Source organism: Mesonia algae (genome assembly GCF_003253545.1).
Classification (GTDB): Bacteria; Bacteroidota; Bacteroidia; order Flavobacteriales; family Flavobacteriaceae; genus Mesonia; species Mesonia algae.
The window spans coordinates 64,369-78,887 of the sequence record NZ_QKYV01000003.1 but is presented as its reverse complement, the minus strand read 5'-3'; the positions used below and the strand labels follow the sequence as shown (position 1 = coordinate 78,887).

Here is a 14,519-nt window from a genome sequence, read left to right as displayed (position 1 = left end):
TTATTTTCTTTTTGAGATTTCATCTCTTAACCTTGCTGCTTCTTCATAATCTTCTTTATTCACAGCTTTTTCTAATTCCTTTTCTAAGTCTTGAATTGATTTTTTAGGAGTTTCACTTTTAGAAGAACTATCCTCACCCAAATCTTCTTCATCAAATTCTTTATTGATCATCAATTGAGTTTCTTGTAAAGGATCATCTTCATCTTCTTTCTCATCGGTTTTAAGATAGATCCCAGCTTTTTCAAGAATGTTTTGATAGGTAAAAATAGGCGCGTTAAAACGTAGTGCTAATGCAATAGCATCGCTGGTTCTAGCGTCGATAATTTCCTCTATTTTATCACGTTCGCAAATAAGGCTAGAATAGAAAACCCCATCTACCAACTTATGAATAATCACTTGTTTCACTTGAATTGAAAAGCGATCTGAAAAGCTTTTAAAAAGATCGTGAGTTAAGGGTCGTGGAGGTCTTATGTCTTTTTCTAAAGCAATCGCAATAGATTGTGCTTCAAAAGCACCGATGACTATGGGAAGTTGTCTTTGGCCTTCCATTTCACTTAGCAATAAGGCGTAAGCTCCATTTTGGGTTTGGCTGTAAGAAATTCCTTTAATCGTTAAACGCACTAAACTCATACATCAAAAAATCAAAAATAATAAATAAAAAAGCGGTCTAAATAAGGACATTACATATTTAGACCGCCCTATAAATTAGGGGCACAATTTATAAAAATTATGCGTTATTCGCCTTAAATTCTTTTAATTTTTCTGTAAGCTTTGGTAAGACTTCAAAAGCATCACCTACAATTCCATAATCTGCTGCTTTAAAAAAAGGAGCTTCTGGATCGTTATTGATGACAACTTTAGTTTTTGAAGCATTAATACCAGCTAAATGTTGGATGGCTCCAGAGATACCCACAGCAATATATAAGTTAGAAGCAACTGGTTTTCCTGTTTGCCCTACGTGTTCGCTATGTGGTCTCCACCCCATATCACTTACAGGTTTAGAGCATGCAGTTGCAGCACCAAGAGTTTCAGCAAGGTCTTCTATCATTCCCCAGTTTTCAGGACCTTTTAATCCTCTACCACCAGAAACTACTATCTCTGCATCTGCAATAGTAACTTTATCTTTTGCTTTATCAACAGACTCTACGTTTACCGTAAAATCTCCATCGGCTAAAGTAGGAGCGAAGTCTTCTATAGAAGCTTCTGTATTGTTTTCTACCAAGCCGTAAGCATTTTTAGAAACCCCAATAACTTTTACATCTGTAGAAATGTTAGTTACATTAAAAGCTTTGTTAGTAAAAGCAGTTCTTTTTACTTGAAAAGGCGCTGTGCTGCTTGGTAATTCTACCACATTAGAAGCGTAACCTGCTTCTAGATCTACTGCCAAAATTGGAGCGATATATTTGTCGTTAGCCGTTTGACCGATAACCACTACTTTTGCATCTTCATTTTTTGCAGCTTGAGCGATAGCATCTGCATAGGCTTCGGCATTAAATTTAGCTAATTTATCATTAGCCACATTTAATACTTTAGAAACTCCATAGTTTCCTAAAGATGCGTTATCATTTGCATTAATACTTATTGCGGTAACTGTTGTGCCTAATTGATCTGCAACTCCTTTTGCGTATGAAGCAGCTTCGTAAGAGGCTTTTTTAAATTTTCCGTTTTCGGATTCTATATATACTAAAACTGACATGTTTTTATTTTTAGAGTTTATAAAATTAACTGATTTAACAATTTCAAAAGCTTAAATTACTTTTGCTTCGTTATGTAATAAGTTAATTAATTCGTCAAGATTATCTTCGCTAACTAATTTTACATCTCCTTTAGGAGCTGGTTTTTCAAATTTTTCAGAAGAAGTAAAAGCTTCAGCATTTGAAGGTTCAACTACATTTAAAGGCTTTTTTCTTGCCATCATAATCCCTCTCATATTTGGGATTTTAAGATCGCTTTCTTCTACTAATCCTTTTTGTCCTCCAATTACTAATGGTAGACTTGCTGTAAGTGTTTCTTTACCTCCGTCTATTTCTCTAATAGCGGTAGCTTTATCTCCGTCAACTTCTAAGCTTACACAAGTGTTTACAAAATTAGCACCTAAGATCTTTGCCATCATTCCTGGTACCATTCCTCCGTTATAATCAATAGATTCTCTACCTGCAATGACTAAATCGTAATTACCATCTTTGGCTACTTTAGCTAATTCTTTAGCTACTTGAAAACCATCTTTAGCTTCAGTATTTACTCTAATGGCATTGTCTGCTCCAATAGCAAGTGCCTTTCTTAAAGTAGGTTCAGTTTCAGCGCCTCCAACATTTACGACATCTACACTGGCTCCTTGTTTTTCTTTGAACCACATTGCACGAGTTAGTCCAAACTCGTCATTAGGGTTAATTACAAACTGAACGCCATTGGTGTCAAACTTGGTATCCCCATCTGTAAAATTTATTTTTGATGTGGTATCTGGTACGTGACTTATACAGACTAATATTTTCATGTGTTCTATAGTTTTTTTGTGCTATTTAAAAAATGTACTGCGAATATAATAAAATATACTTAAAAATACTATGCTTGCATAATAATTTTTTCCTGAAAAGTTATAGTATTTAGACATGTGAATGTTTACTTTTGCGTTGGTTAAAAATTATAGATAACAGTTATCATGAGGACAATTCAATTTAGAGAGGCGGTTTGCGAAGCGATGAGCGAAGAAATGCGTCAAGACGAAGCCGTTTATTTAATGGGTGAAGAAGTTGCTGAATATAATGGAGCTTACAAAGCATCTAAAGGCATGTTAGATGAGTTTGGGCCAGAAAGGGTGATAGATACCCCTATATCTGAAGCTGGATTTAGTGGTATTGGAGTGGGTTCTACCTTAGTGGGAACTCGTCCTATCGTAGAGTTTATGACATTTAATTTCTCTTTAGTAGGAATAGATCAAATCATAAATAACGCTGCTAAAATTAGACAAATGTCTGGAGGGCAATTTAATTGTCCTATTGTTTTTAGAGGACCAACTGCTTCGGCGGGACAATTAGGAGCTACGCACTCACAGGCTTTTGAGAGTTGGTATGCAAACTGTCCTGGTTTAAAAGTTATCGTTCCTTCAAATCCTTATGATGCAAAAGGATTATTAAAGTCAGCTATACGAGATGAAGATCCAGTGATTTTTATGGAGAGTGAGCAAATGTATGGGGATAAAGGTGAAGTGCCAGAAGAAGAGTATACCATTCCAATAGGAAAAGCAGATATAAAAAGAGAAGGAGAAGATGTGACAATCGTATCTTTTGGAAAAATTATTAAAGAAGCTTACGCTGCTGCGGAAAAATTAGAAGAAGAAGGAATCTCTTGTGAAATTATTGATCTAAGAACAGTAAGACCATTAGATTATGAAACTGTAATTGCTTCCGTAAAGAAAACTAATAGATTAGTGATATTAGAGGAGGCTTGGCCTTTTGGAAATGTTTCTACAGAGCTTTCTTACCAAGTACAAGAACAAGCATTTGACTTTTTAGATGCTCCTATATTAAAAATTAATACGGCAGATACACCTGCGCCATATTCACCTGTTCTTTTAAAAGAATGGTTGCCAAATAGTGAAGATGTTGTTAAAGCTGTAAAAAAGGTAATGTATAAATAAAATTATACTCCTATATTTGAAGCCTTATCATTTTAGATAAGGCTTTTTTTATTTATGAAATTTAACTTTTTACTTCTTACACTATTATTTCTAGGCTCTATTGGTTACGCGCAAACCAAAATTGGAGGTTACGTAAAAGACACTAATGGTGATCCCATTCCTTTTGTTAACGTCGTATTTTCTAATTCATCTGAAGGTACGATTACGAACGATGATGGTAGTTACTATATACAGTCAGATAAATCCTACAAAAGCGTAGTGTTTTCATTCATTGGTTTTAAATCTAAAAAGATTGATTTAGAAAGTTCAACGACTTATAAAATGGAAATCATTTTAGAAGAGGAAGAGAATGCCTTATCTGAAGTCGTTATTTATCAAGGAAAAACTTCTAAAAAAAATAACCCTGCGATAGATATTTTAAAAAAAATCTGGGAAAATAGACGCGAAAACGGGGTTAAAAAATTTGATCAATACCAATTTAAAAAATACGAGAAACAAGAATTTGATTTAAATACCATTGATAGTTCACTAGTAAATAGTAGAATTTTTAATGGGATGGAATTTATTTTTGATCAGACCGATACCAATACCGTTACCGGAAAAACATATCTACCTATTTTTATAAATGAAGCTGTTTATAAGGTATATGGAGATAATAATCTTAATGAAGAGAAAGAAGTTCTTTTAGGGAATAAAAACTCAGGATTTAGTGACAATCAAACCCTTATTGCTTTTATTAAAGACTTGTATGCCGACTATAATGTATATGATAATTACTTGAAATTTTTCGATAAAAGCTTTGTAAGCCCGTTAAGTACAACAGGAGTAGATAATTATAATTATGTGCTGGCAGATAGTACTTTTATCGATAACAAATGGTGTTACAAAATTGTCTATTACCCAAGGCGTAAAAATGAACTTACGTTTAAAGGGGACTTTTGGGTAAACGATACTACGTGGGCGATTAAGAATATTAAACTTCAGGTTACTAAAAGCGCTAATATTAACTGGGTAAAAGAAATCTATATAGAGCAAGATTTTAAAGTTTTAAATGACTCTGTGTTCTTAATTACAAGAGATCATTTTATGTCTGATTTTGCTTTTAATAAAAAGCAAGAATCTCGCGGAGTGTACGGTAAGAGAACCACTCTTTACGACGATTATAAATTTGATATAGAAAAAGGCTCGGCATTCTATAAGGAAAGGGCAGACCCTTATCAGGAGTATGTATATGATCGAGACAGTACCTTTTGGGATAACAATAGATTAGAAGGTTTAAATAAAGATGAGAAGCAGGTGTATACCATGCTCGACACTTTAAAAACAGTAAAAGCTTTTAAACGATTGTATAATATAGGAAGTGTACTAGCATCAGGTTATATAGAGTTTGATAATTTTGATTTCGGACCCATATTCTCAACCTTCGGTTATAATGATGTAGAAGGTATTAGGGTAAGAATGGGAGGAAGAACCTATTTTAGCAGAAATGATCCTTGGCGTATTGAAGGTTATACCGCATATGGTTTTAAAGACGATAAATTTAAATATGGTATCGCAGGAAAATGGCTTTTAGATAGAAGGTCGCGACTCATTGTTTCAGGAGGAAACCGCAGGGATATAGAGCAATTAGGAGCAAGTTTAACCAATACCAACGATGTGTTGGGAAGAAGTCTTGCATCATCTTCTTTAATAACGGTGGGTTCTAATACCAGTCTAACCGATATTAATTTATCTACCGTTTCTTTTGAATTAGAGCCTCTTAAAAATTTTAACATAAGAATAGGTGGGTCTTACCGAACGCTTAAATCGGCTTCAGATCAGTTTAGCTTAGCTTATTTTACAGATGAAGCAAGAACACAAACCACTAACGAGATTACTCAAACCGAGATCTCTACCATCTTAAGTTATTCTCCTGGAAGAAAAACCTCAGGCTACGGAGTAGATAGAACAATTATAAACGACGGTGATTTTGCTCGTCTTTTCTTTAATTATTCCCTAGGTGTTAAAGATCTTATCGATAGTGACTTTGATTATAAACGAGTACAATTTTTCTACAGACAACCTTGGCAAGTAGGTGGTTTTGGTAAACTAACTTCAACCTTTGAAGCTGGGAAAACCTTTGGAGAAGTACCTTTAGGTTTACTAAATGTAGTGCCAGGAAACCAAACCTTATTTTCCATTTTCGGAACCTTTCCTTTATTAGATTTCTATGAATTTGTAACCGATTCTTACACCAGTTTGCATATAGAACATAACTTCAACGGAAGGTTTTTTAGTAGAATCCCCATCGTAAGAGACTGGAATTTAAGAGAAATTGTTTCTATTCGCGGAGTAATTGGTGATATTTCTGAAGAAAATCAGTTATTAAATGCCTCTACTTCCAATCCCGTTTTATTCGCTCCAAGTGAACAAGTTTACTGGTCTTATAGTGTGGGAGTAGGCAATATCTTTAAAGTATTTCGTATAGATGCTCACTTTCGTGGAAACTATTTTGACAATCCAGGAGCAAGAAGTTTTGGAGTAACTGGCTCATTCGGATTTTATTTCTAAAATAAAGTGCTCATTCAAGGATATTTATTAAATTTGCAATCTTGTTTTTTGAGAAATAATTAATACAATAAGTATAATGACATTTGATGTTTTAGTAGAAATTCCTAAAGGAAGTAGAAATAAATACGAATACGATTTTGAGTTCAAAAAGATTCGTTACGATAGAATGATTTTTTCTTCAATGATGTATCCTGCAGACTACGGTTTTGTTCCAGAAACTTTAGCTTTAGACGGAGATCCTTTAGATGTATTGGTATTGGTAACAGAACCTACTTTTCCTGGTTGTGTGATAGAGGTAAAACCAATTGGTGTTTTTCATATGGCCGATGAAAAAGGTCCAGATGAAAAAATTATCTGTGTACCTGTTAGCGATCCAATATGGAATAGATATAACGATTTAAATGAGTTAAACCCACACCGTATTAAAGAAATTGAGCATTTCTTTCAAGTATATAAAGACTTAGAAGAAAAGAAAGTTGATGTTGGTGGATGGGGAGATGCTAAAGAAGCAAAAGACATCGTTAACCAATGTATCAAACGATATGAAGATAGCGATATCCCAAGAGAAGAAGTAAGTATCAAATAATTTATTTGATCCACAGTTATATATAAAGCAACACTTTTAAAGTGTTGCTTTTTTTTTGCTTTTAAATTAAATTGTTTAGATCGGGTTATTAATTTGATAGCAGAAGTTTGTTTTTGATGTGAATTGATTACTTATAAGTAAAAATCATTATTAATTACATTGAAATTTCACATATAAAGTTTAGATTTAACAAATTTTAAACAATCTTTATATGGAGTCAAATATTATTTTCTTACCCATAGCTTTAGCTATTTTGGGTATCATCTTTATGATTGTAAAAGCAAATTGGGTTAAAAAACAATCTGCTGGAAGTGAACGAATGCAATCCATTTCAAAAAGTATTAAAGAAGGAGCACTCGCTTTTCTAAATGCAGAGTACCGCTTATTACTCATTTTTGTCGTTCTTGCTTCCATTGCACTTTACGGAGTTTCTTATGCGGTCGAATCTACGAGTTGGATGATTATCCCTGCATTTATCATCGGAGCTGTATTTTCTGCCTTAGCGGGAAATATAGGTATGCGAATCGCTACCGAAGCAAATGCCCGAACAGCCGAAGCTGCAAAAACAAGTTTGCCTAAAGCATTAAAAGTATCTTTTAGTGGAGGAACGGTGATGGGGCTAGGTGTTGCCGGCTTAGCGGTACTAGGTTTAAGCCTATTATTTCTTTTATTCCTCAGTCAGTTTATTACCGATACAGGTACATTTTATACAGATATGACGATTGTGTTAGAAACCTTAGCGGGATTTTCGCTTGGCGCGGAATCAATTGCGTTATTTGCTCGTGTAGGAGGAGGGATTTATACCAAAGCTGCCGATGTAGGAGCCGATTTAGTGGGGAAAGTAGAGGCTGGTATTCCTGAAGATGATCCTAGAAACCCTGCAACTATTGCAGATAACGTAGGAGATAATGTAGGTGATGTTGCGGGAATGGGAGCCGATTTATTTGGAAGTTACGTAGCGACAGTTTTAGCGGCGATGGTATTGGGAAATTATTTGATAAGAGATATGTCTGGAGATACCCCGTTTACAGATGCATTTAATAATATGGGGCCTATTTTGCTTCCGTTGGTAATAGCGGGAGTAGGAATTTTGGCGTCAATTATAGGAACCTTCTTAGTAAGTATAAAGTCTAACGATGCCAAAGAAAGTAAAGTACAAGCTGCATTAGATAGGGGAAATTGGGTAGCTATATTTCTAACCTTAATCGCAAGTTGGTTTTTAATTGAATGGATGCTTCCACAAACAATGCAAATGCAATTTTTTGGGGAAGGGATTAAAGAAATACCTTCTATAAATGTGTTTTGGGCTGCAGTTATAGGCTTGGCGGTAGGAGCATTAATTTCGGTGGTGACTGCGCATTACACGAGTCTAGGGAAAAAACCAGTATTAAATATTGTAAAAAATAGCTCTACAGGAGCAGCTACCAATATTATTGCAGGTTTGGCTGTAGGAATGAAATCTACATTTTTATCGGTGTTATTATTTGCGGCAGCGATTTATGGTTCTTACGAATTTGCAGGATTTTACGGAGTGGCATTAGCGGCTTCGGCGATGATGGCTACTACAGCTATGCAATTGGCGATCGATGCCTTCGGACCTATTGCAGATAATGCAGGTGGGGTGGCAGAAATGAGCGAACTACCCAATGAGGTTCGTGAACGTACCGATATTCTAGATTCTGTAGGAAATACCACAGCTGCGGTAGGAAAAGGTTTTGCCATTGCTTCAGCGGCATTAACAGCTTTAGCTTTGTTTGCTGCATATGTAACTTTTACAGGAATTGATGGTATCAATATTTTTAAAGCCGATGTACTTGCCGCCCTTTTTGTAGGAGGGATGATTCCTGTAATTTTTTCCGCTTTAGCGATGGAATCTGTAGGAAAAGCAGCCATGGAAATGGTGCAGGAAGTAAGACGTCAGTTTAAAGAAATTCCGGGAATTATGGAAGGAACCGCTACGCCAGAATATGCAAAATGCGTAGATATTTCTACCAAAGCTGCTTTGCGCGAAATGATTTTGCCAGGGTTAATTACCATCATTTCACCGATCATTGTCGGACTTATATTTGGGGCTGAGCCACTTGGTGGATATATGGCTGGAGTTTGTGTAAGTGGTGTAATGTGGGCTATTTTTCAAAACAATGCTGGGGGAGCTTGGGATAACGCCAAAAAATCTTTTGAGGCTGGAGTAGAAATCAACGGTCAAATGACTTACAAAGGAAGCGATGCGCACAAAGCTGCGGTTACAGGAGATACGGTAGGAGATCCTTTTAAAGATACCTCTGGACCTTCAATGAATATTCTAATTAAACTTACGTGTTTAGTCGGTTTGGTCATTGCGCCTATTTTAGGGAATCATTCTAGCGACATTGAAGTTGGAGTAATTTTAGATAAAAATGAATCTACAATTGTTCAAAAAGAAATGGTGAACAAGGAAGATGTTTCAGAGAATGAAAACTCAACAACCTCAATTTACGAAATCAAGAAAAATGAAGAAGTTGTTTTTCAGAATAAAAAGGAACAAAATAGATAATGTATAAAAAACTTGAGGCAACTTCCTCAAGTTAAAAATGTTATAAACTCCGACTTTTATGTCGGAGTTTTTGCTATTATAGTGTGGCCAAACGATAAAAATCTATATGAACTACGATGACGTTATAACTCTAGGGATCTCATTTGGATTGGGAATGTTGGTAGGAATGCAACGCGAAACCACCAACAATAAAATGGCTGGGGTAAGAACATTTACCCTAATTACCATTTTGGGTACGCTTACGGGTTTTTTAAGTATAGAATTTAAGAATCCTTATTTATTACCTGTACTAGCTTTAGCCATAACATCTTTATTGGTAATGGCCAATGTAGTAAAGTTAAAACAAACACCTGGTGAAAACATGGGACAAACTACCGAAGTTGCTGCTCTCATCATGTTTGCTGTGGGAGCTTATCTTGTGGTAGGGAACCAGATTATAGGGGTGATGATAGGCGGGCTTTTAGCTATTCTACTCTATGTAAAAGAACACCTGCATGGATTTATTGAGAAATTGAAAGATAAAGACTTATCGGCTATTATGACGTTTGTGGGAATTACCCTTGTAATTTTGCCTATTCTTCCAGACGAAACTTACGGACCACTAGATGTCCTTAACCCTAAAAATATATGGTTAATGGTTTCTCTTATTGTAGGAATAAGTGTTTTTGGGTATTTTGTGTATAAATGGTTGGGCAAAAAAGCCGGACTTATTTCTAATGGTATCCTTGGCGGACTTATAAGTAGTACGGCAACCACGGTAAGCTTTGCTAGAAAAACCAAAGGAAAAAATGCAGGAGTAAAGTTAGCAGCCTTCGTTATATTAGTAGCCGTAACGGTTTCCTTAATTAGGGTTTTAATAGAAATAGCGGTAATTGTTCCTCATAAAATCGGAGAAATTATACTTCCTTTTATGGCACTTTTTGTTTTTATGAGTTTGTTGTGTGTAGCGATGTTCTACTTTATTAATAAAGAAACAAAAAATGAAGAACTTCCAGAGCCAAAAAATCCAGCGCAATTTAAAAGTGCCTTAATCTTTGGTGTCATTTATTCGGTAATATTATTAGTGGTAGCCTTTACGGAAAAAGAATTCGGAAATCAAGGTTTGTATATCGCTTCCATTATTGGGGGACTGGCCAACAAAGATGCCATCACCTTGTCGCTTTCTCGAATGATTGGAGGTGGAGTTGATGCTGCTTTAGGCTGGCGACTTATTATGACAGCAGTAATTTCAAATCTGGCTTTTAAGGTGATCATTGCTATAGCTTCAGGGAGCAAAAAACTTACCAGATGGATATTGATAGTGATGTCACTTTCTATAGCGTTTGGATTACTTTTAATTTGGCTTTGGCCAGCATCTTGGTATTTTTAAATTTTAAATTTTATGTTTTTTAACCTTTTTAAAAAAGATCCTCTACAAATCATCACATTTCAATCCTATGGTACAGATAAACATTTGTATGCAAGAGGAAGAGCCTTAGAAGATGAGTCTATAGATCTAAATAAAAATAACTGGTTCCAACTATTGGTTAATTCTTGGAAACGTTTTGAAACCGATGAAATAAAACATACCACTCTAAATTTAAAACTATCCAGTCTTAACGTATATAAGGTAAAAACCGATACTAGAGGTTACTTTAATATTGATGAGCCCGCAAAAGGTTTAAGATCATTTTGCAATGACGAAGGCTGGCTATCTTATGAAGTTTCTTACGACGATGTAGATATTTTAAAGAAAATTACTTCGCAAAATAGATTTCCTGGAGAAATTTTAATTCCCAGTGAAAAAGCGGAATATGGAGTAATTTCAGATATTGATGATACCATATTACACACTGGAGTAGCCTCTTTCTTAAAATTTAGAGTTTTATTTAATACCTTTTTTAAACCAGCAAGCAGTAGAATTCCCCTAAAAGGGGCAGCAGATTTTTATCATAAATTACACCGAGGAAAGACAGGTAAAGCGGTAAATCCTGTTTTTTATGTGAGTCACAGTCCGTGGAATTTATACCGATATTTAGAATTGTTTCTAAAACATAACAATTTTCCAAAAGGACCTATTTTACTTCGAGACTTTTCCAAATCATTTTTTGGCAAAAAAACACCTCAAAGCAAAAAGCCACAAAAACAGCACGAGATAGTGAATGTTTTTAAAATGTATCCTAAGCTAAGTTTTATTTTAATAGGTGATAGCGGAGAGAAAGATGGTGAAATTTACAAAGAAATCGCTAGTCAATTCCCCGGCAGGGTGCTTGCTATTTATTTGCGTAGTATAAATAATGCAAAAAAATTAGAGTTGGTAGAAAAGATGATGCACGGTTATAATCAAACCCCTTATTTGTTGGTGAAAGATTCTCATGAAGCCATCGTACATGCTAGAGAAAACGGATTTATAAAATAAAAAAAGCGAGATCAACGATTTCGCTTTTGTATGTTGTATGTAGAATTGTTTAGGTCGTTTCTGGATCAATAAACACATTGGTTTTTTGACGTTTATTTTTAGCGTCTTTTCTAGGCATAGTCCTAAAGATCACATCCCAAAACGGAGAAGAAACTCCAAATGCCCTGTCAGATTCTCTGTAATGATGAATACTGTGGTGATGCCATAGTATTTTTAAAAAATTATTAGGCACTTTAAAAGCGTGAACCGAATAATGTACTGCTAGATAAGCTGCGTAACCTACTAAAAAACCAGCTAAAAAACCAAATGCATAATCTCCTAAAATCGCTCGATAAATAATAAAAAATACAGTAGCGATAATTAAACTTAATAAAGGAGGCATAGCCAATCTAGACTTGTCTTTAGGATAATCGTGATGTACCCCGTGCATGGTGTATGAAATTTTCTTTTTACGTTCAGAAGTTGCAGGAATATGATATAAATAGCGGTGCATGATATATTCAATCAAGGTGAAAAATAACAAGCCGGCAAAAAATAATAAGATCATAGAAGGAGCCGTGAAACCTTTTTCAATAATACCATAATAAATAAGCGCAGCTGCAATGACCGAAAATATAATTAAGGGTAACGATATATGCGTATGCGTTAATTTTTCTAAAATAGGATTGTCAAATAATTTTGGTGACCCTTTATGTTTAGGTCTTTTTAATTTCGTCGATTCCATCTTTTACATTTTTAAAATAATCCGTTAATTTCTGCATCAATCTTGTTGATTATTTCTCCCAAATCTTCAGGGTTATCTACAAAATTAATGTCATCTACATCTATGATCAACAAATTCCCTTTGTTGTAAGTAGCGATCCAAGCTTCATAACGTTCATTTAATCGGCTCAAATAATCAATAGAAATTGTATTTTCATAATCTCTACCTCGCTTATGTATTTGTGCGACCAAATTAGGAATACTGCTTCTTAAATATATTAATAAATCTGGACCACTGGTAACACTTTCCATCAAATCAAAAAGAGAAGAATAGTTTTTAAAATCTCTATTCGTCATTAGCCCCATGGCGTGTAAGTTGGGCGCAAAAATAAATGCGTCTTCGTATATCGTACGATCTTGTATAATGTTTTTGCCGCTTTCGCGGATTTCTAATACTTGTCGAAACCTAGAGTTTAAAAAATATACCTGAAGGTTAAAAGCCCAACGCTCCATGGTGTTGTAGAAGTCTTCCAAATAAGGGTTTTCAAGAACATCTTCAAACTGGGGTTCCCAGTTGTAATGTTTAGCCAAAAGTTTGGTCAGCGTTGTTTTTCCGGCTCCTATATTTCCGGCAATAGCTACATGCATAAGATTTATTTTGCTAAGTTAATTAGGTAGTGATATACGTTTTTATTATCGTAAAGATAAAGGTTTTCATTATTCAAGTAAAAATCTTTAACGTGTTTTTCAGAAATAGGGAGATTTAAAAATTCTCCTTGTATAGCTTTTAAAAGTTGAAAACCTTCGTCATTTTGGATGATCATTTTTTGATCACTTACTTGAAAATGAGTTGTTTTCGGTAACTTAAATTCTTGTATAAAACTACCGTAAATATTAAACATTTCTACGCTATTTTCTAATTGAATCCAAGCAAAATTAAAGTTGCTCTGCAAATCAGTAATTTCTTCACTAAATGGCGGAGAGTGACTTATCACCTTTTGGTTTTGATAATCAAACAACTCTAATTGTTGCAAATCGGTATTAAAAATCCACAGGCTATTATTTTTAGCCGTACGCGCAAAAAGAACAGTTCTAAAATTAGCGAGTGTATTAAAGTTAATTCTAGTTATTTCATTTAAGCGATTGTCTACAACTACTACTGTATTCATATCACGATAAAAAAGGGTAATCCGTAAAGGGTTTATAATATCTACAGCAGTAAGTTTACCTAGTTGAAAATCTGTAAATTGATATTTCTTGTCCTTTTCTAACTTATAAAATATGTTTTTGGTTTGAATGTAGGTATTTCCGTACTCGTCAACACCAATAAATTTTTCTGCGCTTATAGGTCGCTGGGAAATAAGTTTAGTGCTAAGCTCTTGGGCTTTACTTTCAGATAAGAAACAAATCACTAAAAAAGGAATGAAAATTTTTAAAATCATACTTTAAAGTTACAATAAAACCTTTAAATCCCAAGCATTAGTCCATAAACAGTCTATGGCATCTGTAACTAAGTGAAATAGTAATCCGAAAAAGAAAATTTTAGCAGTTTTATTTTTTATAAGCAACAACAAAGCGAGGTAAACTCCTACGGCGATATAGGTATGAAAAGTGTGAAAATTAATACTACAACGATTAGGGTCAAAAATGGGGGTAGCCCAAAGATGATCTACATCTATAATCATAGTTGTTAAAAGGACGAAATAATATTTCTTCCAGTTTTTTTTATCAAATAGGTAGGCGAATAAAGCAATGAATCCAAAATGCAAGAAATAATGAACAAAATTTTGAAACATGGAATTACTTGTTTTCTATATCATTTTCGTCGGGTAGAAGTAAATCTTTTAGCTTCTTTTCTAGAATAATATACCTCCATATACCAATAATAATGAATAACACACATATAAAAAGAGCGATATAGCCAATGATGTGCAGATTTTCATTGTCTTTTAATTGCAACAATGCAGTACCACCTACGAGTAGGTATAAAGAGGCTCTTATGTAAGCTAATAAAGTTCTTTCGTTGGCGAGTTTGGTTCGTTCTAAAGCTAAGTGTTCTCTTAGCTTTTTCTCGTCCATAATTCGGGGTTTGAATGGATTATGTAGTTTTACT

14 protein-coding genes are annotated in these 14,519 nt (G+C 34.5%); 6 read left to right on the top strand and 8 right to left on the bottom strand.

Annotated features, from left to right (window positions below; genetic code table 11):
• From LX95_RS05635 to LX95_RS05625, 3 genes are all read right to left on the bottom strand, one after another.
• Positions 1 to 630, bottom strand: coding sequence for a bifunctional nuclease family protein (locus LX95_RS05635; protein WP_111540468.1), 630 nt, complete (start codon positions 628 to 630; stop codon positions 1 to 3).
• A 97-nt stretch (positions 631 to 727) separates the two neighbouring features.
• Positions 728 to 1,696, bottom strand: coding sequence for an electron transfer flavoprotein subunit alpha/FixB family protein (locus LX95_RS05630; RefSeq protein ID WP_111540467.1), 969 nt, complete (start codon positions 1,694 to 1,696; stop codon positions 728 to 730).
• A gap of 51 nt (positions 1,697 to 1,747) precedes the next feature.
• Positions 1,748 to 2,494 carry an electron transfer flavoprotein subunit beta/FixA family protein gene (locus LX95_RS05625; protein ID WP_111540466.1) on the bottom strand — a complete coding sequence of 249 codons (747 nt, stop codon included), beginning with the start codon at positions 2,492 to 2,494 and terminating at the stop codon, positions 1,748 to 1,750.
• A 165-nt stretch (positions 2,495 to 2,659) separates the two neighbouring features.
• Here LX95_RS05625 and LX95_RS05620 point away from each other — a divergent pair, with 165 nt between their 5' ends.
• The 6 genes from LX95_RS05620 to LX95_RS05595 all read left to right on the top strand — a co-directional run bounded on the left by LX95_RS05620 (position 2,660) and on the right by LX95_RS05595 (position 11,704).
• Positions 2,660 to 3,637 carry a pyruvate dehydrogenase complex E1 component subunit beta gene (locus LX95_RS05620; RefSeq protein ID WP_111540465.1) on the top strand — a complete coding sequence of 326 codons (978 nt, stop codon included), beginning with the start codon at positions 2,660 to 2,662 and terminating at the stop codon, positions 3,635 to 3,637.
• A gap of 54 nt (positions 3,638 to 3,691) precedes the next feature.
• A complete protein-coding gene (locus tag LX95_RS05615) occupies positions 3,692 to 6,187 on the top strand; it encodes a DUF5686 and carboxypeptidase-like regulatory domain-containing protein (RefSeq protein WP_111540464.1) in 2,496 nt (831 codons plus the stop codon).
• A 76-nt stretch (positions 6,188 to 6,263) separates the two neighbouring features.
• The gene (locus LX95_RS05610; protein WP_111540463.1) at positions 6,264 to 6,773 is read left to right on the top strand and encodes an inorganic diphosphatase; all 510 of its coding nucleotides are present in this window, start codon (positions 6,264 to 6,266) and stop codon (positions 6,771 to 6,773) included.
• 211 nt (positions 6,774 to 6,984) lie between these two features.
• Positions 6,985 to 9,306: a sodium-translocating pyrophosphatase gene (locus tag LX95_RS05605; protein WP_111540462.1), complete on the top strand. Its 2,322-nt coding sequence runs from the start codon at positions 6,985 to 6,987 to the stop codon at positions 9,304 to 9,306.
• A gap of 106 nt (positions 9,307 to 9,412) precedes the next feature.
• Positions 9,413 to 10,675, top strand: coding sequence for an MgtC/SapB family protein (locus LX95_RS05600; protein ID WP_111540461.1), 1,263 nt, complete (start codon positions 9,413 to 9,415; stop codon positions 10,673 to 10,675).
• Positions 10,676 to 10,687: 12 nt separating this feature from the next.
• Positions 10,688 to 11,704, top strand: a complete 1,017-nt coding sequence (locus tag LX95_RS05595; RefSeq protein WP_111540460.1) for an App1 family protein — start codon at positions 10,688 to 10,690, stop codon at positions 11,702 to 11,704.
• Between the two features lie 49 nt (positions 11,705 to 11,753).
• On the opposite strand, the gene LX95_RS05590 is transcribed toward LX95_RS05595, so the two are convergent.
• Genes LX95_RS05590 through LX95_RS05570 form a run of 5 tightly spaced genes read right to left on the bottom strand, consistent with a single transcriptional unit; the run spans position 11,754 to position 14,485 of the window.
• Complete coding sequence (locus LX95_RS05590) at positions 11,754 to 12,428, bottom strand: sterol desaturase family protein (protein ID WP_111540459.1); 675 nt, start codon at positions 12,426 to 12,428, stop codon at positions 11,754 to 11,756.
• Between the two features lie 11 nt (positions 12,429 to 12,439).
• A complete protein-coding gene (locus LX95_RS05585; protein ID WP_111540458.1) occupies positions 12,440 to 13,054 on the bottom strand; it encodes a deoxynucleoside kinase in 615 nt (204 codons plus the stop codon).
• Between the two features lie 5 nt (positions 13,055 to 13,059).
• Positions 13,060 to 13,848, bottom strand: coding sequence for a hypothetical protein (locus tag LX95_RS05580; RefSeq protein ID WP_111540457.1), 789 nt, complete (start codon positions 13,846 to 13,848; stop codon positions 13,060 to 13,062).
• A 9-nt stretch (positions 13,849 to 13,857) separates the two neighbouring features.
• The gene (locus LX95_RS05575) at positions 13,858 to 14,202 is read right to left on the bottom strand and encodes a DUF6122 family protein (RefSeq protein WP_111540456.1); all 345 of its coding nucleotides are present in this window, start codon (positions 14,200 to 14,202) and stop codon (positions 13,858 to 13,860) included.
• A gap of 4 nt (positions 14,203 to 14,206) precedes the next feature.
• Positions 14,207 to 14,485, bottom strand: a complete 279-nt coding sequence (locus LX95_RS05570; RefSeq protein ID WP_317047017.1) for a DUF202 domain-containing protein — start codon at positions 14,483 to 14,485, stop codon at positions 14,207 to 14,209.
• Positions 14,486 to 14,519: the final 34 nt, after the last annotated feature.